Here is a 24581-nt window from a genome sequence, read left to right on the forward strand (position 1 = left end):
ACAAGCGAAACCCGACCCTGTTTACGATAGAGAATATCGATATCTCCGAATGGCAATGATACCAATCATAAGGAGGAAGATTTCGGATGTTAAATCATGATTGCAATTTTACGCCGCTGAAAAACAAATTGAAGGAACAGCTCACAGATATCACAAGACAATTACAGCATATCATTCTCAATTTGGACCAGGACAGTTCATGTCTGCTGGGAGAGCTGGATCATGTCAGAACAAAATTTTTAGAAGCCGAATCGATTTCTTCTACGTATTATCTCAATTGTTTTCTCTTCCCCTTCACCAGCAAATATCAAGAAATCGCGAAATCCATATATCATCTCAGTCAAAAAAAACGGGGTGCGCTCATTGTGATTCAACGGGAAGATGGACTTGATTCGTTAATGACGCCAGGGATTCCCTTGTCCGCAGAAATCACAAGTCCCCTGCTTGAATCCATCTTCGTTCCAGACAGCCCGCTGCACGATGGAGCCGTGCTTGTACGCAAAGAGATGATTATTTCCGCCGCGAACGTGTTGCCTTTAACAGCCAAAACGTATGGGGATCGTAAGCTCGGCACGCGTCACCGTGCAGCCATTGGCTTGTCCGAGATCAGTGATGCCTTGGTCCTCGTTGTATCGGAGGAGACGGGCAAGACCTCCTTCTGCATGAAGGGCACCCTCTATCCTTTATCCATCAGCAGCCCCTAATATCTAATGCTTAATCGTAGAGCCTCCTAGATAGCAAATGAAGTGAAATCTTCCCTGAAGGCTGTCATCTTCAAACAAAGCACTCGATTCCAAACCATGCAAAAGAGCCGCAGATGCTGATTCTGCGGCTCTTTTTATGGATCATCCCATGGGGGGAATTTTATGCAAATGTATAGGTCCAGAAACGTTCCGTACCGAAGCGCTGTTCCACTTCCTTGGCCTTCATCTGTTTCTTGCCTAGCAGCTCTGCTGCCTGGAATTGAGAGCGATGGGCTTGAATGGAGTTCAGCTTCTGTACCATGAACATGGATACATCTTGATAAACATCCGGTTTACCCAATTCTTGCTCACAATTGTTGGAGAATGCCAGACATTGAACGACAGGTCTATCTCCTGCCGGCATCCGCTGAATCGTGCGGATTACGGCCGCGCCCGTTGCGTCATGGTCAGGGTGGACGCTATATCCAGGGTAAAACGTGAACACCAGCGATGGCTTGATCTCCTGAAGCAGAGAGGCAATCACGCTATCCAGCTTATTTTGATCCTCGAATTCAATCGTTTTATCATGGAAACCAAGCAATCTCAAATCCTGTATGCCTATAGCTTTGCAGGATTCCTCCAGCTCTGCTTTGCGAATGGTTGGAAGGGTGATACGGTTCGCAAACGGTGGAATGCCCATATTACGGCCCATCTCCCCAAGCGTTAAGCAGGCATAGGTAACATGAGCGCCTTCCATAATATATTTAGCCAGCGTACCGGACAAACCAAATGCTTCATCATCCGGGTGCGGCAATACGACCAGTATGTTTTGCTCCATCAATCCTCGTCTCCTCTCTCTATTAAAAAGGCTCCCGGCTCAACTGCAAAGCGACAACCAGTTTGCCCTGACTGTCATGACCTGCCATAATCAGCCGATCGGTATCCGTCTGTTCGAAATGGGTGAGTCCTTCGGTATATACCCAACCCTGACTCATTTTCAATCCAACCCGATAGGGTCCATTGCCGGATATCGAACCGTGGCTGTAACGAATGATTGCATTCGTAATAAAGTTAGCCGCGGGATGCTTCGTGCTGTCATAATGGGCAGCATAAGCGCCTGTCGTCATCTCAAGATGAATATATAAATCCTGGTCCTTCAATTTATCAATCATTTGTTGTACTTCGGTTTGATTTATGAGTTCCATAGTTCCCTCCAATATAAAGAATCACAACATGCAAGCAGTCGATAGGATCATTCTATCATAATTTTAGAGCAGGACGAAAATACATAAACCAAGACGCATGATTTATCTCGCAGTAAAAAGCGTGGCGTATTCCGGTTGTACTGCATATGCATTAAGCTCATGCTCCGAAATAACCGTATAGCCTTCCTTGCGCAGCAGAGCCGTTGTCACGCCATAACCGGCTGTTTTCTCATTGGCAAATTCTCCATTATAAATCATGGAGCTTCCGCAGGAAGGACTGCTCTCTTTTAATACGATCAGCAAAGCTCCGAGCTCTTGCGCCATTCGAAGCGTTTGGTATGCACCTTTTATATACATCTCGGTCACGTCTTTCCCGGATAGCTCAACCACTCTAGCATGCCCTGCCAATACATCATCTCCGTTTCCTCCAACGATCTCCGCCGGCTCCCGTGGAGTTGAGAATCCGCCAAGCAGTTCGGGACATACGGCCACGGCTTTCTTTGCTTCAACCAGCTGCTGAATATTCGTATCCAGGCTGTCCGTAGCGTTATAACGAACCTTCAAACCGGCTAAACATGAGCTTACAACAATCACAAAGGCCACCTCAAATCTCTCGTTCTTACCTTTTTACTACCTACTACTGCCTAAGCCGTTTGCACTTATTTTAGTATCAGGAATCGGAACTCAAATGTCAACGAAATGCATAGGGCACCGATCATATCCCTCATCTAACGGATCATGGGAGCAACCCTTTTGAGGAAGTGATTCATTAATAATGGCAAAGAAATCAATATTGGCGGATCATCCAGCCGGGGAACATGCAGAGTTACATGAAGATGCGGAGTCTTAGCGTTTGGGGTAACGATAATAGGTTCCTTCGAACGGGTACGCAGTGTGGTAGACTTCGGAAGCAAAAAATCGACCGCCTGCATGCCCCATGGTACCGAAGTAGCCATCAGATAATACGTTCCGGGACTGACGTCGCCGAACCGAAACGAGCCGACGGAAGATAACAAAGTTCCGTATAACGGAAGCCCTTCGGGAATCGGCTTGGCAAACAGCCCGATCAAGATGACGCCCTGAAATGGAGCCATTGCCTCTATCGTGCCTTCTACTGTCAGATTGGGATTCTCGACCGGTATGGAGTCACGCCAGCTGTTCAGTTTCTGCAGGGATGACAAATGCTCGTCCGCCTCTTCCTTCGAGTTTCGAAACTGGGAAGGGGTCACGCCTACTCTTTCCGTGAAGCGTGTCGTAAATGTGCCCAGACTCTGCTGACCGATCTCCATGGCGATATCCCGGATACTCAGATGTGTATGTAATAGCAAATCCTTCGCCTTCTCCAAACGAAGCGAGGACACGTAATATAATGGTGGCAGTCCGATTCGATCCTTAAATATACGTGAAAAATGATATGGGCTGTATCCTATGTAATTCGCCAGTGTTGATAACGGAAGGGGCTCATAGATATTGTTGTGAATATACGCGATTACCTCATCGATTTCAGCATATCGATCAGTCATCAGGTCTGCACCATCCTTCATTCCGGATATTATGTATGGGGCCATTCCAAAACGTTCGAGGAACAATTGTTCGCATTCATACTATCATATCCATCTAAAAAATGGAAGCTTTATATGTTAAAAATATCACCTCGCATGTATAATCATGCACATAAAAAAGCCGCGCTGCAAGCGCGGCTTTCTCACTATCAATCCAAGTTCGGAATATGAATCTCAACCTCTTTTTTGCTCTGGGAAGAACGCAAAATACCGTCCAGAATCGCTTGATTCCGAAGCACCTGCTCTCCCGGGATCGGCGCCGGCTTGCCTTCACGCACAGCGCTTACGAAATCCTTGATTTTCTCCTGGAATACGTTAAGCTCATGATGGACCAGCGGTATGGCGCTTTCGGTATGATGACCTTGGATATCATGGAACATGGAGATTGATCCTACCTTCCCGTCCCACACACCGCTCCAAGGGCCTGAACCTGCCGGGGTAATCTTCATGCCCGCATCCGTGCCCAGGAACATCGTCGCCCCCAGGGTATCCATATGCATAGCCCATGACGTTTTGAAGTTAAGCACAAGGTCTCCTTCGAATCGAATCATCGCTACGCCGAAATCCTCAACATTAAACGCACTGGATTCGGAGTGGTATTTGGGATTTGTTCCAAAATAATTCGATGTATACGCGGATACCGTTAACGGCTTGGGATATCCAAGCGCGTTCAGGGCCATGTCCAAGGAATAACAGCCAATGTCCGCCATGGCGCCTGCCCCTGAAATCTCCTGCCGGACAAACGTTCCACCCGGCATTCCACGGCGGCGGCCGCCTCCGGTTTCCACATAATACACTTTTCCTAGCTCGCCCTTTTGAATCAGATTCTTAATGATGCCCATATTCGGATCATAACGCGGCTGGAAGCCGACGTTGAGCATATTCCCGGTTTTTTTCGAAATCTGAACCATCTCGATGGCTTCATCCAACGTGACCGACATCGGTTTCTCGAGCATTACGTGTTTGCCCGCTGACAGCGCATCAACCGTGGTGCTATAATGCGCAACGTTTGGCGTACAGATGCTCACGCCATCCAGGTCGAGATCCAACAATCTGCGGTGATCATCAAATCCGATCGCTCCCTGAAGCCCCCAGCGCTCAATAAATTGATCGGCTCTGCCGGGTAAAATATCAGCTACAGCGACAATCTGCACATCGTCGATTTGTTTATAATATTTTGCATGCTCCCCCGCAATGCCGCCGCTTCCAATAATTCCAATTCGAATGGTTTTGCTCATGGCTGATACTCCCCCTACAATTTCACATTCATTGCCCGATATGTTGATGGCGTATATCCATATCTCTTTCGAAATACGGTATGCAAATAACTTCCGCTTGAGAAGCCTTCGTGTATTGCGATTTTATCAATCGACCAATTGGTATCGATCAGCTTCCTGCATACGGCTTCAAGGCGGACATGCTCCAGTATTTCGCTGAAGGACTGCCCTTCCGCTTGCTCCTTGAATATTCGCTGCAGCTGTCTTGAGCTGATATGCAGCTTCTCCGCGACGTCATCCAATACAACCTCTCCCGAAGAGTTCGCATGAATATACTCCAGTGCCAATTGATAGCGGTAAGCCTTCATATCCCGTGAAGGCAGTTCCGCTTCCGATGGCTCGGATTCATATGCGCGTACAGCGCGCAGCAGTATCTGAATAATGCACTGCTTAATCGTTGTATACAGACCCGAATACTTCTCTTGAGAAGCCTGATAAGCCTCAAGGAAATAAGGCATCGCACGATGGATATCCATCGTTGGCTTCAGCGGTAATCCTCTCAGCTTCTCCATACAGTCATCGGCTTCCGCCATTTCCCATGGATCCGAAGGAGGCAGTGCCGGACTCTCATGATCGGATACCTCATCGCGCGGAATAATGTCCACGTGCAGACATAATTCATCCATCGGCTCCGCTGCATCCGCCTCCTGATAATGAAGCACATTCGGACCTGTTAGATAAAACATGCCTTCCCGCAGCGCATAAGGCTCTTCTTCCATAATAACGCTCCCCTTGCCGCGGGGTATGAAATGAAATTCATACTCCGCATGCTTATGGAAAGAGACAATCTTTCCTGGCGGAAAGGTGGTGAGATGAAACCGAAGAACACGGATCTCATAACGTCCCCAATAAACTCTCAGGTCAAGTCGCTCCAAGGCATCCTGCCGATCTTTCATCAATTCGTATGGAAAATGGTTATTCATCCTGATGCATCATCCCTGTATCTTATGCTTGCAGTTCATCCAAACGAATGGCGCGATGCTCTTTGGCCGAACGGTTGGAGGCTTCCATCAGTTTGGTTAATTCAACCGCATATGCGATATTTTCCTCTGCAATGGTATCTTCTTGAATATGGGAAATCCATTGCTCAAATGCACTTGCACGATTGGCAGGCACCGGCAGCTCTACCCAGGCATCCTTGTACTCTTCTTTTTTCGTTGAACGAATAAGAAGTTTGTCGTCAGGCGTTCCGTACAGAATCGTTCCGTCCGTACCATGAATTTCAATTGTAAATGGCGAGAAGTTGTTTACAAATCCGGCTTCAACCACACCGACAGCTCCCGTAGCCGTAGAAAGCGTAGCAACGGCGTTGTCTTCCACCTCTTTACCCGTGATGTATCCGAAATTCGCATGGACATCAACCGCTTCTTCACCGAGGAACAAGCGTGTCAAATACATCGGATGGCATCCCAGATCAATTAATGCGCCTCCACGGCACTCCTCCAGGCTGTAGAAATGCTCAGGCAGCCAACCGGCAGTCGCGCCATTATGAGACAAGCGTACACGAACGAGTGTTACGGTGCCAAGCAGCTCTTGCTGCAATACCTCGCGGATCGCCAAGGTATAGCCGTCATTCAGCCGCGGTAGCGATACCGTTAATTTGACCTGGTGCTCATTCACGGCATTGATGATATCGTTGACCTCTTGCAGGGTGGCCGCAATTACTTTTTCCGTGAATATGTGTTTGCCTGCCGCCGCAGCTTTCAACATGACTTCTCTGTGCATGGATGTCGGAGCATCCACGATCACGGCATCGATATCGTCACTTTGCAGCATGTCGTCCAGGGACTCATAAAAAGGTACGCCTTGCTTCTCTGCAGCTTCTCTTCCGCGCCCCGGGTTCTCATCCCATACCGCTACGATTTGAGCATCCGGATGCTCCTGCGCTTGTTTCGTATAATCCCACGCGTGTACATGCCAATAACTAATTTTTCCGATTCTAATCATTCTCGTCACCTCAGTATCTAATATTAAGACATCATGCCATTAATCTATCACACGAACCGCCCGATTCACAGTGTAAAATTGCGACAATCAAGTTAGATATCACGACATGACGGCAAACAAAAACTCCGCCAGTTGACGGAGCAGAATCATCTGAAAACTCACAGTTTCAAGCGTTCTCTTGCAGTTGTGATATGTGCAGTATGATGTTTACCGTGCCAGGCGTACATGCCCGTTGCGTATTCCAGGCTCGTTTTTCGCTGGTTCTCGGGGTGATAGAACGTTCTGAGATAGTCCTCGGTATTCATGATGTTTAATAAAGCGACCCATCTGGCGTGTATGCCATCAATCAAAACGAGTGAAGCATCAACATCCGCCGTCATTGAATCCTCAAGGGCTGCCCACTTCTGCTCGTCATAAGGCTTAATCGTTGGGTTGTCTTCCGTCAAAGCAAGTTTGAACCGGATATAGCTGTTCATATGACTGTCGGCCAGATGGTGAACGACCTGTCGGATGCTCCAGCCTCCATCTCGATATGATAAATCCAGCTGTTCCTGGCTTAGCCCCTGCACGGCAGCCCTCAGTTTCTCCGGCAGGCTCTTAATCTCTTGAATCCAGAGCTCCCTCTGTTCAGGCGTCGATGGCCCTTCCCATTCAAATTGTCCTATCGGGTATCTCAAGTCCATGTTCCCTCACTCCTTGACCATCATTTTTTGAATCATTCGTATAGTAATGATAATAGCATTTTACAACGAGCCCATTATATCTTCAATTTCGTTTATTTGACCGTCCGATAGTGGTCCGAAAAGAGCGGCCCCAGTCAATTCCTCCACTTGCTTCCTCGTTTTAAAACCCGGAATCGGGATCGCGACGTGGCTTCTCCCCAAAATCCATGCCAGCGCCCCTTGCACCAAAGTCCGATCTTCACTGGTTAAAATCTCTCGAACCGCCTCAAGTTTAGCCAGAAACGATGGTACCGGTTTACCATCCTTGAAATAGGAAACCCAATCGTGACCGCTCCCCCTTACATCTTGATCACTGAACCTGGAGTCATGGTTGAATTTCCCGCTTAAGAGCCCCATAGCCAAAGGTGTATTATTGATGCTTGCTAAACCGTAACGCTCACAGAGGGCAAGCATCTCCTTGTCGTCACTGAGAACATTCAGCACATGTTGAATTGCCGCGGCTTCCGATTTTCGAGCAAACCATTCGGCATTGGCCACATCCCATGTACTCCAGCCATATGTTCGGATCAGCCCATCTTGACGAAGACCGTTCAAGGTAACAATCACCGACTCCACCTCGCCAAGACTTAATCCGCCTACATGAATTTGATAGACATCGATATAATCAGTGTCCAGGCGTTGAAGTGATCGCTCGCAAGCGCTGCGGACATAATCCGCTGAAACATTGTGACGAGTGAAAACCTCCTTTGTTGACTCATCATACGTAAAACCGAATTTGGTGGCAATCACCGCATCCTGCCGCCTTCCCTTTAACGCTTGGCCCAGGACCCGTTCACTATGGCCCGTTCCGTATACATCTGCAGTATCAAAAAAGTTAACGCCCCGTTCCAACGCAGCGTGAATCCCCGCTATGGATTCGCGTTCATTCCCCTCTCCCCACCCACCCGCCAAGCCGTCAAATGTAAATTTCCCGCCTATGGCCCAGCAGCCCAGACCGAGCGGACTTACCGATATTTGCGATCTGCCTAACATTCGTTTCATTGTTATATTTCCTCCCTTTTCGAATCAGTTCGTCATCATTATAATAAGGAGAATGGTCTCTGATGAGATCCAATGATAACGAATTTGGAGGAACCAATTAGAGGAGGGATACGGTGTACGGCATTCAGATCGATCGTGAATCTAAACTGACGGTAACCCGTCAGATATGTCAGCAGCTGCGAAGGATCATCGAATCGGGACAACTGACAGCCGGAACTCGTCTGTTTCCTACGCGCGTTCTGGCAAAAGAATGGGGGATTGCGCGCAATGTCGTCATTGAGGTATATGAGCAGCTGACGGCTGAAGGATATCTGGAGGGGCGTGTAGGCTCCGGCACCTATGTAGCGGAAGGTATCATCCCCGTTCCCAATCCGCGTACCGCTCCCTCTTCGAGCAAGCAGCCGTTCCAGGGGCAGACAACCACTCAGCATGAACACGTCATTGATTTTGCCACGGGCGTTCCCGATCGCAACATGTTTCCACGACACATCTGGGCCAAGTATTTGAAAGCAGCCTCTGAATCTTCCGAATATGAAGACCATGATTACGGTCACATCAAAGGGGATTCGACGCTGCGCTCTGCCATCTGCGACTATGTATTCCGGGCTAAAGGCATCCAATGCTCACCCGAACAAATTGTGATTGTGTCCGGTGCCACTGAAGGGTTCCTTCTCCTTGCCAAATCGTTATCTTCCAAGTTTCATTCCATCTATATCGAAGACCCAACAATCGATATTACCCGGGATATTTTTCAGACGATGAACTATAATCTTGTTCCGGTCGAGGTTGATCATAGCGGAATGCGCGTCGACGCCTTGTCGAGTATCGCTCCAGGTCATCTGGTTTTATTAACGCCATCACATCAGTTTCCAACCGGCAGCGTATTATCCATTCAGCGGAGACATCAGATCATAGGGATGCTGGAGGAAGCCGACTCTTTCGCTATCGAGGATGATTATGACAGCGAGTTCCGGCTTCGAGGGATCCCTGTGCCTCCTCTACAGACGCTGTCGCCTTCAAGGGTTATCTATGTAGGAACATTCAGCAAAACGCTGTCGCCCAGCCTTCGGATCGGATTTATGATTGTACCACCGAGTCTAACCGATACCATTGCCGAAATGAAAGATAAATTGAATTTACATACTCCGTACATCATTCAAAAAGCATTAAGCCAATTCATGTTGGATGGGTATCTGGAACGGCATATCCATACGATGAAGAAAATGTACAAGAAACGGCGCAATGTCATGACGGAGCAGCTTCAGCACTTATTCGGAGCAGATATTTCCGTTCTCGGCGATGATGCGGGAATGCATCTACAGATTATTTTCCATCCACAGCCCTACGCCCTTCTTCCATGGAATGACACGGCTTCTTACGGGTTCCGTGTTGAGCCTGTATCGAATTACAGAATCTCATCCTCTAGCCCCCTCCGTACAACCGGTATCGTGTTAGGATATGGAAACCTGTCATCCGAAGAAATCGAGGAAGGATTACGCCGACTTTACTTGTTTGCTTCCTCTTGCAAGATACTCACTTGAATATTTGACATGATATGGATTTTATATGGATTCATGCTTTCAACAACTATATTAAAAAAATGGCTCGTCCGCTGTATGGGAACCGAGCCATCTCTGTTTTATCCAGGGATTCGATGTCAAACTCCCTCAATCCGTTCAAAATTACGCAGCGTCCGAAGTGCATTCCATGTCAGAACGCCCTTCCATTCCTCCTTGGCCAACGGCCATACCTCTTCGTACTGGTACCAGCTCCAATTGGGCTCCCAGGCACCATCTTCCCCTTGATTCCCTATAAGCTCATCCAGTTCCAGCGGAAGAAGCTCGCGGTATTTGGCAAAATAGGGCGAATCCGGCGAATCCATAATACTGAGGGGCGTTGCTCCGTATCCCTCGCGGCTGCCAGGATCCCTGCTTATGCAATGATCCATGAAGACCTCAAGTGTTTCTCCGATCTCGGACGCCTGTTCTGTTGACAATCTTTCGTTCAAACGCAAATAACAAAACAATTCATGCATTTCATGAAGATCGCTGGATTGTTTCAGGTAGTTCACAGCATAATCAATCCTTGATTCCAAAAACTCCAAAGGGTATAACTCCCGCTCGTCGATAAAATAGGCGATAATATCCGCATTCGGATTTCCCCAATGATCTTTGAAGGCACCATACTGCCACCATATCGCCCTTGGAGACTGCTCGGCTTCCTTAGGGATGATATCCCACCCTGACCGTTCTGGCACATAGGAATGCTCGAGATACTTTAAAGCGGATATCACCCGTTCGTTCCGCTCCGGATGATCTGGATTCAAGCGAAGAATCTCCAGCGCTCTGGTTGTTGCCAGAGCAGATGACTCTCTGCACCGAAGATCAGGCTCAAGTCCATGACCATATCCACCGTCCTCATTCTGATAGCTATCCAACTCAGTCAACACGTCCGTAAACGACCCGTTCTCGAAATCATACCGGAACAATGACCGTTCAAGATCCCTGGCCCGGTGCAGCATATATTGCCTGGCTTGTTCAAATCGCATCCTGTTTAGCTTCTTCACTTGGGTTCCAACTCCTCGTAGAAAGTGATTCGGTTGCCGAATGGATCTGTGACACATAGCTCTTTGCTGTTCCATGGCGCAATCTCTATCCCGGGTCTGGAATACGGATAGTTCTGGTTTAACAGCTGTTCGTGAAACCCCTCAATCCCCGCCATCTCCACGCGAATGGCTGCTCCCGGGGAACAGTCACCGTAATGCTCCGTCAAATGAATCGTTACCGATTCCTTTGATATTTGCATGTAAAGCGGTGCCGTTTCATCAAAGCGGTGTTCCCAATCCAAAGTAAAACCAAGATAGTGAATATAGAATTCCCTTGCCTTCGGTTCATCGAACACTCTGAATAAAGGTATGACTTTGCTCATGGTCTGCCCCTAACTACACCCGTATTTTTTCTAACTCGTTATGTATGCGCTGCCGTTGACTTATTTAGAATATATCATAAATTCCGCCAGGCTCGTCCTAAATCTAAAAACCCAGCACAGATCCATACATCCAAAATGCTGGGCCATCTTTTGCAAGTATTCATTTTATTTATCATTATTCATTTCTGGTCACTTTGGCTAACTTCTTGGCCTTCTCGCGTTTTATACGACTCCACACCAGCAAAACGACAACTGAACTGGCCAGGCAAATGAAGATCACTTTCAAATAATGCTCCACCACGTTCAGAATGTACTGCCACTGCTCGCCGAATATAAAACCAATGCTGAAAAAAGCCAATACCCATGCAGCCACGCCCGTATATCCATACAGCCACACCGTCCGATAGGGAACCCGAATCATGCCGATAAAATACCCGATAAACTGCCTGACCCCGGGTATGAAAAAACATATAATGAGCAGCTTATTTCCATACTTGTTGTAATAGACCTGCGTCTTCTCTACAAGGGACGGCTTGATAAACAGCCATTTTCCATATCGCTCGATAAGCGGCATCCCGAGTTTGTATCCCAGAATATAGGTAATGGTTAACCCCATGGCCGCTCCCATAAAAGCAGATCCAACTGCAGGAACCATATCGATAATTCCTTTATAAGTTAAAAAACCGGTATAGGTCAATGTGCTGTTTCCAGGAGGAATTGGAAGAGCAATAAAATCAAGGGGGAGCCCAATCAATAACACTAGATAACCATATTGTTCAAATAACTGCTCAACCAATTCAAACAAATTCATGGGGAAAACTCCTTCATCTTACCGATAACTGTCATAGTAATGTTGTAGCGTTTCATTCACATAAACTTCTCTGTTCAGGACCTCGTAGGGCACCGGATTCACCTCTTCAGACCATTCACGGGAAAAGCGCTGATTCTGCTGTATATCCATCAGTCTTGTCAGGACCAGCAAAGCCGAATCTTTATGCGTGTTCAAGGCGGCCTGTCGTTTCATCTCTCGCAACAAGGACGGACTCTTAATTAATGTCAGCAGTTGTTGCTTCAATTCACCGGCCATGGCCTGCCGTGCCACGCCTATTCCCACCAGATAATCCGCATTATCCTGCTCTTGGCCTGGCAAGGGTTTTACTAACAGCATCGGCCGCTCCATCGTTAACGCCTCGGAAATCGTGAGTCCTCCCGGTTTTGTCACCATCAGGTCCGCTATCGCCATCAATTCATGCATGCGATCCACATAACCCATAACAGTGATTTGCGGATGACCAGCAAACTCCTCCAGCAGTGCTTGATATAACTTCATATTACGGCCGCACACGACCATAAACCGAACATCCTCTGGGTATGCCCTCGATTTCAAGAGCTCGATAATTTCTTTATCGATCATCCCTTCTCCGCCGCCCATGATCAACACAACCTGCTCGGATGGACGCAAGCCATAATGAGTTCGGAGCCGTCCGGGATTCATTGGCTGACTATATAGCGGATTGACGGGGATGCCGGTTACAGAAATCTTTTCGCTTGGCACGCCTTTGCGCTCCAACGCAACCTGTACCACATCGGAACCAACCATGTAATAATCCGTATGAGCGTGTATCCAGTAGCTGTGATCCGTATGGTCCGTCATGACGGTTGCCGTCGGTACATTGGTAAAGCCCATCCCTTTCAGCAGAGACATCCCTGCTGCTGCCGGCGGAAACGTGCTGACCACGATAGCCGGATTTTCCGTTTCCAGCATCGTGCTGAGCTTGTGAAGACTGAAGGTGCTGAAGCGTTTCAGCATATGGATGAGCGTGTTTTCCTCGCGCGTTTTTTGGAATAAATAGCCGTAAACGGATGGGAAATGCTTCATCCACTGCATAAAGAAAAACTGACCGGCCACATGCAGCCGCGGATGGGTTAACTCCATATAATCAATGACTTTAACGCGCAGATGAGGGTAGTTTCTTTTTGCTGATTCCACAATGGCCTTTGATGCCTGGTTGTGACCCTCTCCCAGACTTCCGGTTAATATGATGATTTTTTGCTCATATATGGATCTCATGAATATTACTCCTTATCTAACGTTATGTGATTCCAATGACATGCATCAGGTAAACGACCAGCCATCCTGAACCGAATCCAATCAGACTGCCTGCGAGACAATCCGTCGGGTAATGATATCCCCAATAAATACGGGATAGACCGACCAGCACAGCCAGGATAAGCAGCAGTATCGTCGGCAGCGGCGATACCAGAAAGAGCAGTGGCGTAATCACGGCAAAGATCGCTGTGGTATGTCCTGACGGGAATGAATAGTCCTTCAATGGGAAATTTCCAATTTTCACCTGCTCCAGAACCCGGAATGGGCGATCTCTTCTGACGATCTTCTTGATGAGGACAACAATCAGATGGCTAACGGTTAAAGCAATGGCACTCTGATATGCCGTTATGTCCCATGCTTCAAATGCTGCCCAGGCGATGAGCAGTGCACTCAGAATCGTGAAGGTGGCTCCACCGAGATGGGTGATACCTCCGAACAACCGATCAAAAGCTCTGTTGCTGATGGTCTGGTTACACCAGACGAATACCCGATGATCAAATCTTCGCAATCGCTTTATCATTACTCTTCACCTGCCGTTACATCCGTTGATTCTTGTGGACCCTGCACAACAGGGACTTCCGCACGTTTCTTCTTGCGGTTCTTGATAAAACGCACCGTCAGCCAGATCCCTCCTATGAGAGCACCTACAGACAGTAGAATGATCGTAAGTACGCCGTCCACCATATGCTCTGCAGCACGCCCGTACACGTAGAACAGGATACCTACGGTATAGAACTTCACGGCACGCCCGAGGGCTGCGTAACTGAGTAGTTTCCATAAAGGATAACTCATACAACCGGAGAGGATGGTGAAGATTTTGAACGGAATCGGCGTAAACGCACCGACAAGAATAGCGGCTTCCCCATGCTTGGTGAACAATGTGGTGGCCGAATCGTACCATTTTTTCTTCATGATCTTGGTTAAGACCAAATTTCCGGAAACCTTGCCGATTCCATAACCAATCGGCGTTCCGATCAGGCAGCCGACAAATCCGATCGTGGCAAGCCAGATCGCACGGTCTGGACTCATTGCACTTAAAGACAATTGCGAGAAAAGAGCCGGAATCGGAAAAATAATCGCATCGATCATAGCATGAATAAATAATCCGATATCGCCTAAATTACGTAAAAAATCCATCTGGCCTTGTCTCCTCTGCGAGGCTTCCTACTTGGCAGCCCGTATGCTGTGCGATATCGTTGGTTACATTTAAAATCAAATTCATCCGTTCACATTCCTCTCCGAAATCATGTTAATGAAAGGATATCATGATTGGGAAAGGATGACTTCCGTCTTCAGACGATAATGAACCTAGACTTAGGTCTAGATACTAATAGTAGATATAATATAGTAGATATAGTATAAACGAGTTTTATGATCAATAAGTTGAGTTTATAACCATTTGGACCAAAAACAAAAAAACAGCTTAGCCGCAATGCGCGGCCAGGCTGCCAAGTTCTAAGACCATGTGCTATTCAAATTGACAAATTTGCGGGACTTCTCGGACCGAGTTCACCACATGATCGGCCTGCGATAAGTCCTGATTCCCCGAATTCGGGTTCACGAAGCCGATGCATTTCATGCCAGCCGCCTTCGCTGCTGCAACGCCGTGCCTTGCATCCTCAAGCACCATGCAATGCTCCGGATCCACACCGAGCAATTCAGCCGCCTTCAGATATACATCCGGCGCCGGTTTTCCCTTCTCCACTTCTTCACCGCTCACAACGCATTGAAAATGATCCAGGAGATCAAACTTACGCAAAACGGCTGAAATAAATACAGGTGGCGATGAAGATGCTATAGCCGCCGGTATATTACGTGCTTTAAGCTCCGCAAGGAGCTCCCGTATGCCATCAATAGGCTCCATTTCCCGGGAAGTAAGCATTTCAATTTTATTGGACAATTGGTATTCAATGATTTCCGAAACGGATTGGGTAAGCTGATGTTCATCCTTAATGGCTGCCCACATCTCCGGATTGGTCATACCTACATACTGCTCCAGCTGTTCATGGGTTATCGCCGATCCGTAGTAGTTCATCACCTGAATATCGACTTCAAAGTGAAGCGGTTCACTGTCAATAATAACCCCATCCATGTCAAAAATAAATGCCTGTATCATGTTCAAACTCCTTTGATGAAATGTTTTTAGTTAACGCCAGATTATATCGAGTACCGTTCCCAGCACTCCGGATTTATGGCCTCTGAGGACATCGGGATTGAATACTTCTACGAAGCCGCATCGGGTGCAGGATACAAAGAGATCACGCAAATGAAATGATATCGTGCAGCTCCATAAGGGAATGAATCTCATATTTAGGTTGAATGGCTGTCGGGTTTGCCTTGCGCAGCGGGTTATACCAGCAGGTGTCGATCCCGTAACGAATACCTCCTTGTATATCGGAAGTTAATGAATCACCAACAATAAGAACCTCGCTCTTGTCGGGATGGTTCAACTTATCAAAGGCATAATCGAATATGCCTTCATGAGGCTTTTGGGACCCTGCATCCTCTGAAACAATGATGCATTCAAAGGAATCGCATAACGCCGATCGGCTAATACGGTTAAACTGCACCTCCTCTATTCCGTTCGAAATGATCGCCATTCGTTGACCGCGCTCGGTCAGTTGTCTGCACAGCTCTTGCGCCCCTTCCATTAGGAAGGAGCCTTGCCCTAAATATTTTATGTAAACATCGCTAAAGGCATCGGCATCCAAGGCGCACGTAATGCCGTGTTCTGCCAACAAACGCTCAAATCTGGCTGTACGCAATTCACGCTGTGTAACCTTCCCCTGCTCAAAATCACTCCACAACTGCTGATTAATGCGTCTGTAGCTGTCTACGATGGCATCCGTGCACTCCTGACCAATTTCGCCAAATACGCCGGATAACGCAAAAGCCTCCGACTTGGCATAGTCGTATAAGGTTTCATCTGCATCAAATAAAATAACGTTGTAACGCACAGCTGCCCTCCTTACATGCTGCTTACTTATTCCAATCTGGATTGTTGATTCAATTCCCGAATCTTCTGCCTTTGTTGGTGCTTTAGACGATCCCTGTTACTCTTTACCAGCTCCGTTAGACGAACAAGTATTAACAATAACAATGTAATGATTACCCCTACTGCCAGTATTATCATGACCCATTCGTCTACTCCGAAGAGCATAAATAGAAGCAATTCGATCAAAATAAAGAACCCTGCACCCAAAGCAAGCTGTTTCATAATACCTCCTTAACTCTCTCTTCGGAGTTTATAGAGATGATGCCGCTCCTGCTCAAGCTCAATTTCGCCCACATACTTAAACCCGCATTTTTGGATCACTTTATTGGAGGCATGATTATGAAGAACGGCTAATGCACTCAGCTCGCGCTCGCTTGTATTTTGGAACAAAAACTGGATTAATGCCCTTACAGCTTGGGTGGTATATCCCTTATTGTAATGCTGATTCGAGATTCCGTACATAATTTCTCGATTGGGCTGGGGCAGCTCCTCTTTAGGACCTGTATTGCACCAGCCGATACATTCGTCTGTTGCTTTCAAGACCATGGCTAGTCGCAGACGAAGCTGTCCCACATCCCCGCCGTTTTGAACAGCCTGCAAGAACTGCCGATTCTCCACAATTTCATAGTTGGTTAACCATTCAAGCCGCTGTTCCCTGGGTACATCCCAACCGGGCAGGAACTGTCTGATCTCCGGTTCATGCGTGATCTTAAAGATCGCATCAACATCTTTCACCATATATTCCCTGAGCAGGATGTCCTCACATTCAATTATAAAGGGTATTTCTTGAGCATCGATATTTATCTTGTGGTTCAATTTAGCCTCCTGTATTGATTTGCTTATGTTGCCTGGCCCATGACGATGGCATCAATTGACCGGCCCGAGTATAAGTATCATCAGGCTCAACAATTGAGAGGCTTTGAATATTTCCTTCCAGCTCAGACCAAATTCAGCCTCATCTGAATGGTAATCATCTTCCGGTCATCATCTAGCGTCGTAATACGGACATCGTAGGGCTCAAAACCAAGTTTATGATAAAAAACAAGCCCTCTGGAATTGGTATTATGGCAGCTAAGATAAAAGCGAGTCATTCCATATTTCTCTTTGGCTATATCCATCATGGTCTGTAACAGCTTCTGTGCGGCTCCCATTCCCCTATGCGACGGAGCAACAATAACATTGCCAAGCCACAGAGATTGATCAATATCCTCGTAAAAATTTGCGTAAGCCACTACCTGCCCACTAGATTCTTCAACAATAACCGTGGGATCATATCGATTTTCCAGCAAACTCAAGACTTGCTCCGGCGTCCAAGGGAAGTCCGATCTGGGACTCACATAAAACAGCTCCTCCGGCGTCTGAGGAAAGCTGCATATCGTTGATAAATCCTCGTCAGCCAGCGGCCTATGGATGTACATAATACAAGGTCCTCCTTACTTCACATTTCGTGCAATATACATACCTCTTCCAATCAAGCCTTCCGGATCGTGCTCCACGCGAAGGCCCGCTTCCTGGAATGCCTCGATCATCTCTTTCACGGTAAAGAGCCCCAAGCGATGCTCCTCCGTATAATGCTCGATACCATGCTCGCTTCCAAACAAATACTCCATTTTCATGATCGAAATATCGCCTTCGCGGTCCGAATGGGACATCCTGCTCATATGGATCCCGCGATGCTCGGTCATGATCGTGTCCACTCTTCCGGTGGTCCAGACATCCGGTGTCAGCCACGGCTCAACCAGAATGACACCCTCCTCGTTCAGATGCTCCTTAAACTGCGTTAGGGTCTGCACCAACATTTCCAGCGTTTTCACATACCCGATGGAGCTGAACAGACAGAGGATCACATCATATTTCCGGTCCAAGCGAAAACGGGTCATGTCGGCAACCGAATAATGACCATCCGGATTTTTCGACTTCGCGATCGAAACGAATTCCCGGATTTAAATCGATACCATCGATCGTATAGTGCTGCTTTAAGAAAAAGGCGTGTTCCGCGGTTCCACAGGCAACGTCGAGTACAGTCCGGTAATCCTTACCCTGTCTTCTAATATATTGCCGGACCTGCTGCGCCTCCTGCTCATAATCCTTAAAGCTGTAAATCACGTCATAATATTTCGACGATAAATCAAACATGGATACACCAACTTTTCGCATAATAAGTAACCTTCATGTCTTTATCTGCAGCCAAATAAGAGTTCGTAAGCTATAAAGACCCCTACTTAGATAACATCATCTAAAGTCGGGGCATCCGCTCAGTCATCTTCCATGATTATACAACCGTTCCACAGATTGAGTAACCCTTTGTTCAAGTAAGCAGCAGACTTATGAACATCCATGATTATGGCTGTATCTGCTTATCCTTCGATATGCTTGTACCTGTACCAATAGGAATAGATCTCTTTGTACTGAAGACGATCGTACAATCGGCTTGCGGCAAAATTATTCTGTACCACCTGTAAATAGCTGCTTGTAGCTCCATGTTTCTTGGCCCAATGCAGAATATGTAACATTAACTGTTTGCCGTACCCACGATTTCGACAGGCCGGAGCGGTAACCAAATCATATATTCCTACATAGCCCTGCTCCAAAGCACCAATTCCGCATGCTACAGGTTCAGTACGATGATATAGGATGAAGAATCCATATTGTATCACGGAATAGTTAAACAGCTTTCTTTTTACAGCCTTGTTCTTCTCAGATATTCCGGTTAAGTCCGCAAGCACATCCAGCCATTCATCGGTCAGCTTGTCTTCGATCTGAACTTCCTTATGGGATGGGGACTCCATATCATCCAAGTGAGCCAATACTCGAAGACTGGTAGGATCCAAAAGGGTATAACCCCTGGATTCTAAAATAGGATCGAGTTCCTGCGGATTGAATGGTGTGATTTTAAATACGACGTCAAGTCCGGCCTTAACATATAAACGCTCACATTGTTCAATCTGGCTATTAAGGTCGATCGAAGACTCCGTATAGAGAGCTTGAATTGAGTTGGATCTCTTGGTATAGCCGTCTGCAAATCGTAACAACCATCCCTGTTGTGTCAAGGTTTGGAGCGCTGGCCAAGCGTTTAAGGTAAGCTCCTCGATTCTCTTATGCACGTAAATCACTCCTACAAATATGTTAGGAATAAATATACGTTAGTATGCATTTTTATTCAATAAATAAAATGTATTATTCCTTACTCTGAACCAGACCGTTCACCCTGTTTCGTTAGTGGAATTAAGCGCCTTATAAACTGAATATAACTGGAACATCTGCGAGTCTTCGTTTCCATATCATATGGTCAACTCCACTCCCCCAATGGTCCTGTAGGACATAATCGGGTTCACCCAGCTTCTTCTTCCATATCTTCTGTGCACGAGAGTATCCGCTATCCAAACAAAATTCCGTTAATCCTTTATTGAGAAGCGTAAGATACATGATATTTAACATTAGATTTCCGATCCCTTGCTGTTGGCAATCCGGATGAACAAATACCGTTCCGATTTCAACCACATCACGCAATCTCCCATCGGTAGCTTCCCGGATCAATGCATTGGATGGTCCATACTCGATGCAGCTCACAATGCTGTTATCTAGCAGTCCGATGAGAAAATATCTCTGCTCTCCGTTCGTTTCAAAATCTGCGTTCAAGTACCTATTTTTGCTGTCAATCTCCTGTTCAATATCCTCCAGTAAATCTGCCAAGCCTTCTTTGGCAAAAGTATCGGTAATTACGAACCTGAAAAAATGCTCCATAGCTTTTATATCGCCGCGATTTGGTCGCCTGACTTCTACTTGAAGCATGTTATGCCTCCTTGTAGCTTCAATTACAATAGTCTCACAGATCTTTGGTGTGTTTCATAACATGGGCTTTAACCTCATCCTTTTGTTCATCGGTTAACTGGACAGGTTTCCAAGCATGATCATCAAGGATGTGGAGGGTTAGAGGTTGATCAATTGCCAAAAGTGCCTGATACTATTGTTGATCACCTTGTTTTCTCCAGACCGGACTTCCGAAATGATCTTTGCCGCCGTTTCTTTAGCCAGCTTGTAATCTTGAAACTCAATATGCCCTTGGCGTAAGGCTTCCTCTAGCTCATCTTCATCTTGAATGAAGAGGCTTCCGTCTGGAAGCACAATAACATCCAGATAGAGATCATCCCAATAAGGGATCCCTTCGTCACTAACTCCATTCACCCTAGAAATATCGTTCTCATGCGTTATTCCATGCGTTCATTGCGGATTACCATATGTAGGTGGTCTTCCCAGACGCCGTTAATCTTCAAATATTTGATGGCCAGTCCTTCTTCGTAAAAGCCTAATCTTCTCACTACATTCAACGAAGCTATGTTTCTTGGCATAATGTTAGCTTCCAGCCGGTGCAGCCCCATCGTATCAAAGCAATAGTCGACCACGGCCCTTAGCGCTTCGGTCATATACCCTTGCCCCGTATGAGCCTGTGCCAGCTTGTATCCCACATTGGCCGATTGAAAGACGCCCCGAACGATATTGCTGATCGCAATCGAACCGATAATTTCATCATCTTTATGCAGCCACACTTTAAACAGAGTTCCGTCTGCTATGCTTCGACTCTCCGCTCCCAGTATCTCCGCCTGCTTATCGAAAGTATAGAACTCAGCTTCTCTAGCTGGCTCCCATACCTTCCAATGCTCATCGTTCTTAACGATAAAATCCACCACATCCGCTGCCCGATCCCGATCAATCGTCTTCAATTGCAGACGAGAAGTTTGTATCGTTATGGTCATGCGACGCCCCCCTTGAACTACTTTAACTAAAATCTAGACAATAACCTATCCGTCCCTGGGAATATAATGTTTTAGCTCCGAACGGGTATTCCACGGGCTTCCCCCTCTGGAGTCAATCGGCAAGCACGAACACCAACAAAACCAAAATTGCAATTTTGAGTTTCTTCATTTTATTTTCCTAATATTTCATAGATTAAAATGCCGCTTAACCTCTTCGTAGTTCTCCTGAATGCTTTTGCTTCCGTCCACGAATATAACCTTGAACCCCCGATTCATGGCGTCCTTGGCCACATATGCTGCAAAACCGATATCTCGTCCCATCCAATTCTGAAAAGCGTTATCGGGATCATCGCATTGATTCAGAATATCGTGGATCCATGCGCGCTTCGCATAATGCTCCTTCTGGAAATCCGGAACCGGTACGATCCATATTGCCTGATGGGGGCTGGATACCAGCTGTGCTACTTTTTCAGGTAAAAGCGCTGCTCCCTCCACAATTAGGGGGGGTGAGGCCGGCATGGTCGATACATCATCCACGATCATCGGAAACTCCTCGCGATAAAACTCCAGCTCCTCATCAATCTGCTGCTCAACCGGTCGTGACCATAATGTATTCCAGCCCATATCCTTCAAACGGAACATGGTGGGATGCTCCGACGGATTGCATGAGTTTACATGCTTCTCGTTGAACAGGTCACATTGATAATAGGTATAGCCGTAATCTTTCGTGATCATTTCGGCAATCGTGGATTTGCCTGAACATGGGGAACCTCCGATCCAGTATACGTGGGAGTAGTCTTTTTTCTCGTTCATCATCTAATCATGCCCCTCTGTCGTTATCTTTTCTTAACTCGTTTCGAATGTCCAGCAATACGTTCCAGATCGCCCGCAAATATACCACAACGAATAAAAAGCCTACAATCAATATCAATGCGATCATACCCATAATCTCTCCACCTTTGCTGATCTGACTGGAGACCTCCAATCGACCATAACTCTTCTATGTGTAATCCCTCTTGCCCTCAGGGCTTTTTCGAATCCGGCTGAAAATTCTCGTCCTTTCACAATGGAAAGCATGTAACAGCCTCCTTCGGATCTATTCATCGGAAAATGGTGGTTATCTGACTTCGTTTCCTCTCTAATTATAACTATTCTTTCAGCTAAAAAGTTACGCTAACCTTGCATTCACACCATTGTCCTACATAACGAAAAGAACCGGCATTAACCCCCGGTTCTCAGTAAAATTTATGGTAGTCATACGCTCTTGTACCTTGATCTTAGCCTACCACGGCATCCAGTTCCGTCTCACGCTGTTCATGTTCGGGAACTAACACCTCAACCACGACTCTAGTCGGTACGCAGATGATCTGCTGATAGGGTTCCGAGATAAATCCCATATCCAGTGCAATTCGCTTCGGAGCATCCGAGTATATCATCTGGATCCCGTAGTCATACACTTTCAGTGTGTTGTGTCCAAACTTGGTTTTAATATCAATGATACGTTCGTCCCCGGTCAGCGGGACAGTCTCGTATTCTTTGCCATTCACTGTAATCAAAGCCTTGAGTTCTCCCTGCTGGTAATCTACATGGCTATGCTTCCACCACTGCAGTCCCGTGAAGGAGCCAAGGATCAGGATCAAGGCAAACAGGATCATATCTCCGCGTCTTATTCTGGACAACATGCTCCCTCCTCCACATGCACAGTCTTTGGAACCCCAGTATGAACGATGTGCGAAACCACCGAAATGAATTTTGTCACATTCGTTATCCATGTGAACAGCTTGTACAACCGAAGGAGCAAGCCGCGAAAGCCTTGATGCAGTTCTCGCTATGGGGCAACCTGCCGGCTGCCCGGAACGGACTCGATCATGTGTTGGAGGCCGTGATTTCATCATGAATTGCTTAAATCACATCCCTCTGTTCCTCTATCAATACAGCTCCGTTGACCTGCACGCACAGATTACATACCGCCCATAGACCCGGGCTCCCTGATAGCACCAATTCCTTCCGACATACGGATGTACATAGCGCGAGATGCAATCCTGACACTTGGCCCGATGTCCCGCTGGATCACTCGTATACCACCAGCCGGAAGGATACGGGCATAAACCTTTACAATCGTCGATCACCGTCTTGGGGGTGCAAATGATATAATCGGACGGGCAGGAGGCATCTGCGCCGCAGCCTGAGCAATATTGTCCATGCGGAGGCCGGCAGGGCCCCGCAGCAAACGAGATTTTAACGATATCGTTATCATCGGGACGAACTAATACTTTGGCAAGCGTCTCCCGGCTTCCGCCACATACTCTCACCTCATCTTAAGAAGCCCTGGATGCTTTCACGTACGCTTCAAGCTGTTCCCGACTGTTGACCAATCCCTTATGCCTGATGACGCCGTCCATATCCACCGCGTAGGCATAGGGGGTGACCTGCACATCGAGATGATTCGCAAACTCCGAACTAACGATCAGCACCTCATCGTCATAACCTATTTTCCGGACATACTCCGATGCCAAATCCACAGACGAGAATAGCAAAAGGATGGGTCTCACGTTATTCATCCTGGCGATCCGTCTAAAATCCGGCAAAATATCGGCGCATTCCTTACACGTTGGCGATCCAAACAGCATGATGGAAGGTGTGCCCATCAGCTCGCTTGTAGACCATTCGACACCCCGCAAGGTTGTCGTTGTGGCCCCGGGGATTTTATGGCCGACCGGAATGCCGGACTGATTCACGCCTCTCGCGGTACCCATCACCATAATCCCCAACTGCCGAAACAGGACCAGGTTCAGAATGACCAAAGGTACAACCAGAATCCACAGCATGGTATATGAAATCCAGAAGAAGGTGTTCATCGCAGCCCCCTTACAACCTTTTTATTTTGGAAATATGAGTTCCGGCAATCTCGCGGTATATTCGGATCGCATGCAGGGCATCCGGAACCCCTATGATGATAAAGAGCGATAGCAGCAGCATCATCCCCTCCATAAGCAGACCGGTTACATCAAAAGAGTGACGATGCGCAAACCAGACAGGATGGCTGTAGGCCAACCCCATGAGTCCCATCGCCAGATTGAACCCAATTAATGGAAAGCCAAGCTTGGAGCTGATCTGAGGCCCGAGACAGCCGCAGTCCACCCTCCCTTTTTTTCGGATGAAATAAGCGACCCCCACACCCTGGACAAAATAAAGTAAAGAGATGCCCAGGAAACTGTACCGCGATGGAAAACCATATACCATGGTCACTGACAAGACCTGCAGGAGGATGAGCAGAGCATGCAATCGGGCACTTCCGGGGAACCGATCCGGATCACCGAATGCACGGCTCCAGCCAAAGCTCACCACGGACAACAGCATGGGCAGCGTAACGGATATTGCGAGCAAATCGTACAT

At 47.2% G+C, this 24581-nt stretch carries 34 protein-coding genes; 3 read left to right on the forward strand and 31 right to left on the reverse strand.

Annotated features, from left to right (window positions below; all coding sequences use genetic code 11):
• Positions 1-86: 86 nt before the first annotated feature.
• Positions 87-704, forward strand: a complete 618-nt coding sequence (cdaS, locus tag ACPV3A_RS19670) for a sporulation-specific diadenylate cyclase CdaS (RefSeq protein WP_194543242.1) — start codon at positions 87-89, stop codon at positions 702-704.
• Between the two features lie 160 nt (positions 705-864).
• Here the strand turns inward: cdaS and bshB2 are convergent, their stop codons facing one another.
• The 9 genes from bshB2 to ACPV3A_RS19715 form a co-directional block, all read right to left on the reverse strand.
• Complete coding sequence (gene bshB2 / locus ACPV3A_RS19675; RefSeq protein WP_113061801.1) at positions 865-1521, reverse strand: bacillithiol biosynthesis deacetylase BshB2; 657 nt, start codon at positions 1519-1521, stop codon at positions 865-867.
• A 22-nt stretch (positions 1522-1543) separates the two neighbouring features.
• A complete protein-coding gene (locus ACPV3A_RS19680) occupies positions 1544-1888 on the reverse strand; it encodes a YojF family protein (RefSeq protein ID WP_071218620.1) in 345 nt (114 codons plus the stop codon).
• Positions 1889-1990: 102 nt separating this feature from the next.
• The gene (locus ACPV3A_RS19685; protein ID WP_194543243.1) at positions 1991-2482 is read right to left on the reverse strand and encodes a DUF523 domain-containing protein; all 492 of its coding nucleotides are present in this window, start codon (positions 2480-2482) and stop codon (positions 1991-1993) included.
• 134 nt (positions 2483-2616) lie between these two features.
• Positions 2617-3411, reverse strand: coding sequence for a helix-turn-helix transcriptional regulator (locus ACPV3A_RS19690; protein WP_426200677.1), 795 nt, complete (start codon positions 3409-3411; stop codon positions 2617-2619).
• A 188-nt stretch (positions 3412-3599) separates the two neighbouring features.
• Positions 3600-4688: a Gfo/Idh/MocA family protein gene (locus ACPV3A_RS19695; RefSeq protein WP_426200679.1), complete on the reverse strand. Its 1089-nt coding sequence runs from the start codon at positions 4686-4688 to the stop codon at positions 3600-3602.
• 14 nt (positions 4689-4702) lie between these two features.
• On the reverse strand, positions 4703-5650 hold the full coding sequence (locus ACPV3A_RS19700) for an AraC family transcriptional regulator (RefSeq protein WP_194543245.1): 948 nt from the start codon (positions 5648-5650) through the stop codon (positions 4703-4705).
• 22 nt (positions 5651-5672) lie between these two features.
• Positions 5673-6674, reverse strand: a complete 1002-nt coding sequence (locus tag ACPV3A_RS19705) for a Gfo/Idh/MocA family protein (RefSeq protein ID WP_194543246.1) — start codon at positions 6672-6674, stop codon at positions 5673-5675.
• Positions 6675-6832: 158 nt separating this feature from the next.
• A complete protein-coding gene (locus ACPV3A_RS19710; protein WP_194543247.1) occupies positions 6833-7357 on the reverse strand; it encodes a YfiT family bacillithiol transferase in 525 nt (174 codons plus the stop codon).
• A gap of 60 nt (positions 7358-7417) precedes the next feature.
• The gene (locus ACPV3A_RS19715; protein WP_426200683.1) at positions 7418-8398 is read right to left on the reverse strand and encodes an aldo/keto reductase; all 981 of its coding nucleotides are present in this window, start codon (positions 8396-8398) and stop codon (positions 7418-7420) included.
• Positions 8399-8511: 113 nt separating this feature from the next.
• Here ACPV3A_RS19715 and ACPV3A_RS19720 point away from each other — a divergent pair, with 113 nt between their 5' ends.
• Entirely contained in the window at positions 8512-9939 is a 1428-nt protein-coding gene (locus ACPV3A_RS19720; protein ID WP_426200685.1) for a PLP-dependent aminotransferase family protein, read from the forward strand.
• A 116-nt stretch (positions 9940-10055) separates the two neighbouring features.
• Here ACPV3A_RS19720 and ACPV3A_RS19725 read toward each other — a convergent pair whose 3' ends face one another.
• The 19 genes from ACPV3A_RS19725 to ACPV3A_RS19815 all read right to left on the reverse strand — a co-directional run bounded on the left by ACPV3A_RS19725 (position 10056) and on the right by ACPV3A_RS19815 (position 22867).
• Complete coding sequence (locus ACPV3A_RS19725; RefSeq protein ID WP_194543250.1) at positions 10056-10964, reverse strand: hypothetical protein; 909 nt, start codon at positions 10962-10964, stop codon at positions 10056-10058.
• Positions 10961-11326 carry a glyoxalase superfamily protein gene (locus tag ACPV3A_RS19730; protein ID WP_194543251.1) on the reverse strand — a complete coding sequence of 122 codons (366 nt, stop codon included), beginning with the start codon at positions 11324-11326 and terminating at the stop codon, positions 10961-10963. The genes ACPV3A_RS19725 and ACPV3A_RS19730 overlap by 4 nt, the downstream gene beginning before the upstream one ends.
• 175 nt (positions 11327-11501) lie before the next feature.
• Positions 11502-12137 (reverse strand): DedA family protein, encoded by a 636-nt coding sequence (locus tag ACPV3A_RS19735; RefSeq protein WP_426200688.1) that lies wholly within the window; start codon positions 12135-12137, stop codon positions 11502-11504.
• 18 nt (positions 12138-12155) lie between these two features.
• Positions 12156-13397, reverse strand: a complete 1242-nt coding sequence (locus ACPV3A_RS19740) for an MGDG synthase family glycosyltransferase (RefSeq protein ID WP_426200690.1) — start codon at positions 13395-13397, stop codon at positions 12156-12158.
• Between the two features lie 22 nt (positions 13398-13419).
• On the reverse strand, positions 13420-13956 hold the full coding sequence (locus tag ACPV3A_RS19745) for a phosphatase PAP2 family protein (protein WP_426200692.1): 537 nt from the start codon (positions 13954-13956) through the stop codon (positions 13420-13422).
• Positions 13956-14573, reverse strand: a complete 618-nt coding sequence (locus tag ACPV3A_RS19750; protein WP_426200694.1) for a YqaA family protein — start codon at positions 14571-14573, stop codon at positions 13956-13958. The genes ACPV3A_RS19745 and ACPV3A_RS19750 overlap by 1 nt, the downstream gene beginning before the upstream one ends.
• A 331-nt stretch (positions 14574-14904) precedes the next feature.
• A complete protein-coding gene (locus ACPV3A_RS19755; protein WP_339218014.1) occupies positions 14905-15552 on the reverse strand; it encodes an HAD family phosphatase in 648 nt (215 codons plus the stop codon).
• Between the two features lie 142 nt (positions 15553-15694).
• Positions 15695-16393: a YjjG family noncanonical pyrimidine nucleotidase gene (locus ACPV3A_RS19760; RefSeq protein ID WP_426200696.1), complete on the reverse strand. Its 699-nt coding sequence runs from the start codon at positions 16391-16393 to the stop codon at positions 15695-15697.
• A 269-nt stretch (positions 16394-16662) separates the two neighbouring features.
• Entirely contained in the window at positions 16663-17247 is a 585-nt protein-coding gene (locus tag ACPV3A_RS19765) for a GNAT family N-acetyltransferase (RefSeq protein ID WP_426200698.1), read from the reverse strand.
• Between the two features lie 122 nt (positions 17248-17369).
• Positions 17370-17849 (reverse strand): GNAT family N-acetyltransferase, encoded by a 480-nt coding sequence (locus ACPV3A_RS19770; protein ID WP_426200700.1) that lies wholly within the window; start codon positions 17847-17849, stop codon positions 17370-17372.
• A gap of 15 nt (positions 17850-17864) precedes the next feature.
• Positions 17865-18311: a hypothetical protein gene (locus ACPV3A_RS19775; RefSeq protein ID WP_426200702.1), complete on the reverse strand. Its 447-nt coding sequence runs from the start codon at positions 18309-18311 to the stop codon at positions 17865-17867.
• Positions 18280-18588: a hypothetical protein gene (locus ACPV3A_RS19780; RefSeq protein ID WP_426200704.1), complete on the reverse strand. Its 309-nt coding sequence runs from the start codon at positions 18586-18588 to the stop codon at positions 18280-18282. Before ACPV3A_RS19780 ends, ACPV3A_RS19775 begins: the two co-directional genes overlap by 32 nt.
• A 200-nt stretch (positions 18589-18788) precedes the next feature.
• Positions 18789-19535: a GNAT family N-acetyltransferase gene (locus ACPV3A_RS19785; RefSeq protein WP_426200706.1), complete on the reverse strand. Its 747-nt coding sequence runs from the start codon at positions 19533-19535 to the stop codon at positions 18789-18791.
• Between the two features lie 130 nt (positions 19536-19665).
• Complete coding sequence (locus ACPV3A_RS19790; protein ID WP_426200708.1) at positions 19666-20223, reverse strand: GNAT family N-acetyltransferase; 558 nt, start codon at positions 20221-20223, stop codon at positions 19666-19668.
• Between the two features lie 138 nt (positions 20224-20361).
• On the reverse strand, positions 20362-20616 hold the full coding sequence (locus ACPV3A_RS19795; protein WP_426200710.1) for a DUF402 domain-containing protein: 255 nt from the start codon (positions 20614-20616) through the stop codon (positions 20362-20364).
• A 23-nt stretch (positions 20617-20639) separates the two neighbouring features.
• Entirely contained in the window at positions 20640-21185 is a 546-nt protein-coding gene (locus tag ACPV3A_RS19800) for a GNAT family N-acetyltransferase (protein ID WP_426200712.1), read from the reverse strand.
• Between the two features lie 186 nt (positions 21186-21371).
• Entirely contained in the window at positions 21372-22001 is a 630-nt protein-coding gene (locus ACPV3A_RS19805) for a hypothetical protein (protein ID WP_426200713.1), read from the reverse strand.
• Between the two features lie 4 nt (positions 22002-22005).
• Positions 22006-22131, reverse strand: a complete 126-nt coding sequence (locus ACPV3A_RS19810; RefSeq protein ID WP_258394524.1) for a hypothetical protein — start codon at positions 22129-22131, stop codon at positions 22006-22008.
• 331 nt (positions 22132-22462) lie between these two features.
• Positions 22463-22867: a NusG domain II-containing protein gene (locus ACPV3A_RS19815; RefSeq protein WP_237566485.1), complete on the reverse strand. Its 405-nt coding sequence runs from the start codon at positions 22865-22867 to the stop codon at positions 22463-22465.
• A gap of 38 nt (positions 22868-22905) precedes the next feature.
• Here ACPV3A_RS19815 and ACPV3A_RS19820 point away from each other — a divergent pair, with 38 nt between their 5' ends.
• Positions 22906-23082, forward strand: a complete 177-nt coding sequence (locus ACPV3A_RS19820) for a hypothetical protein (RefSeq protein ID WP_426200715.1) — start codon at positions 22906-22908, stop codon at positions 23080-23082.
• Positions 23083-23113: 31 nt separating this feature from the next.
• On the opposite strand, the gene ACPV3A_RS19825 is transcribed toward ACPV3A_RS19820, so the two are convergent.
• From ACPV3A_RS19825 to ACPV3A_RS19835, 3 genes are read right to left on the reverse strand one after another with little or no spacing between them, the layout of a single operon-like run.
• Complete coding sequence (locus ACPV3A_RS19825) at positions 23114-23497, reverse strand: hypothetical protein (protein WP_426200717.1); 384 nt, start codon at positions 23495-23497, stop codon at positions 23114-23116.
• 6 nt (positions 23498-23503) lie between these two features.
• On the reverse strand, positions 23504-24043 hold the full coding sequence (locus ACPV3A_RS19830; protein WP_426200719.1) for a methylamine dehydrogenase: 540 nt from the start codon (positions 24041-24043) through the stop codon (positions 23504-23506).
• A gap of 10 nt (positions 24044-24053) precedes the next feature.
• Positions 24054-24581 (reverse strand): MauE/DoxX family redox-associated membrane protein, encoded by a 528-nt coding sequence (locus tag ACPV3A_RS19835; RefSeq protein ID WP_426200720.1) that lies wholly within the window; start codon positions 24579-24581, stop codon positions 24054-24056.

Source organism: Paenibacillus sp. Dod16 (assembly GCF_049893405.1).
Taxonomy (GTDB): domain Bacteria; phylum Bacillota; class Bacilli; order Paenibacillales; family Paenibacillaceae; genus Paenibacillus_AQ.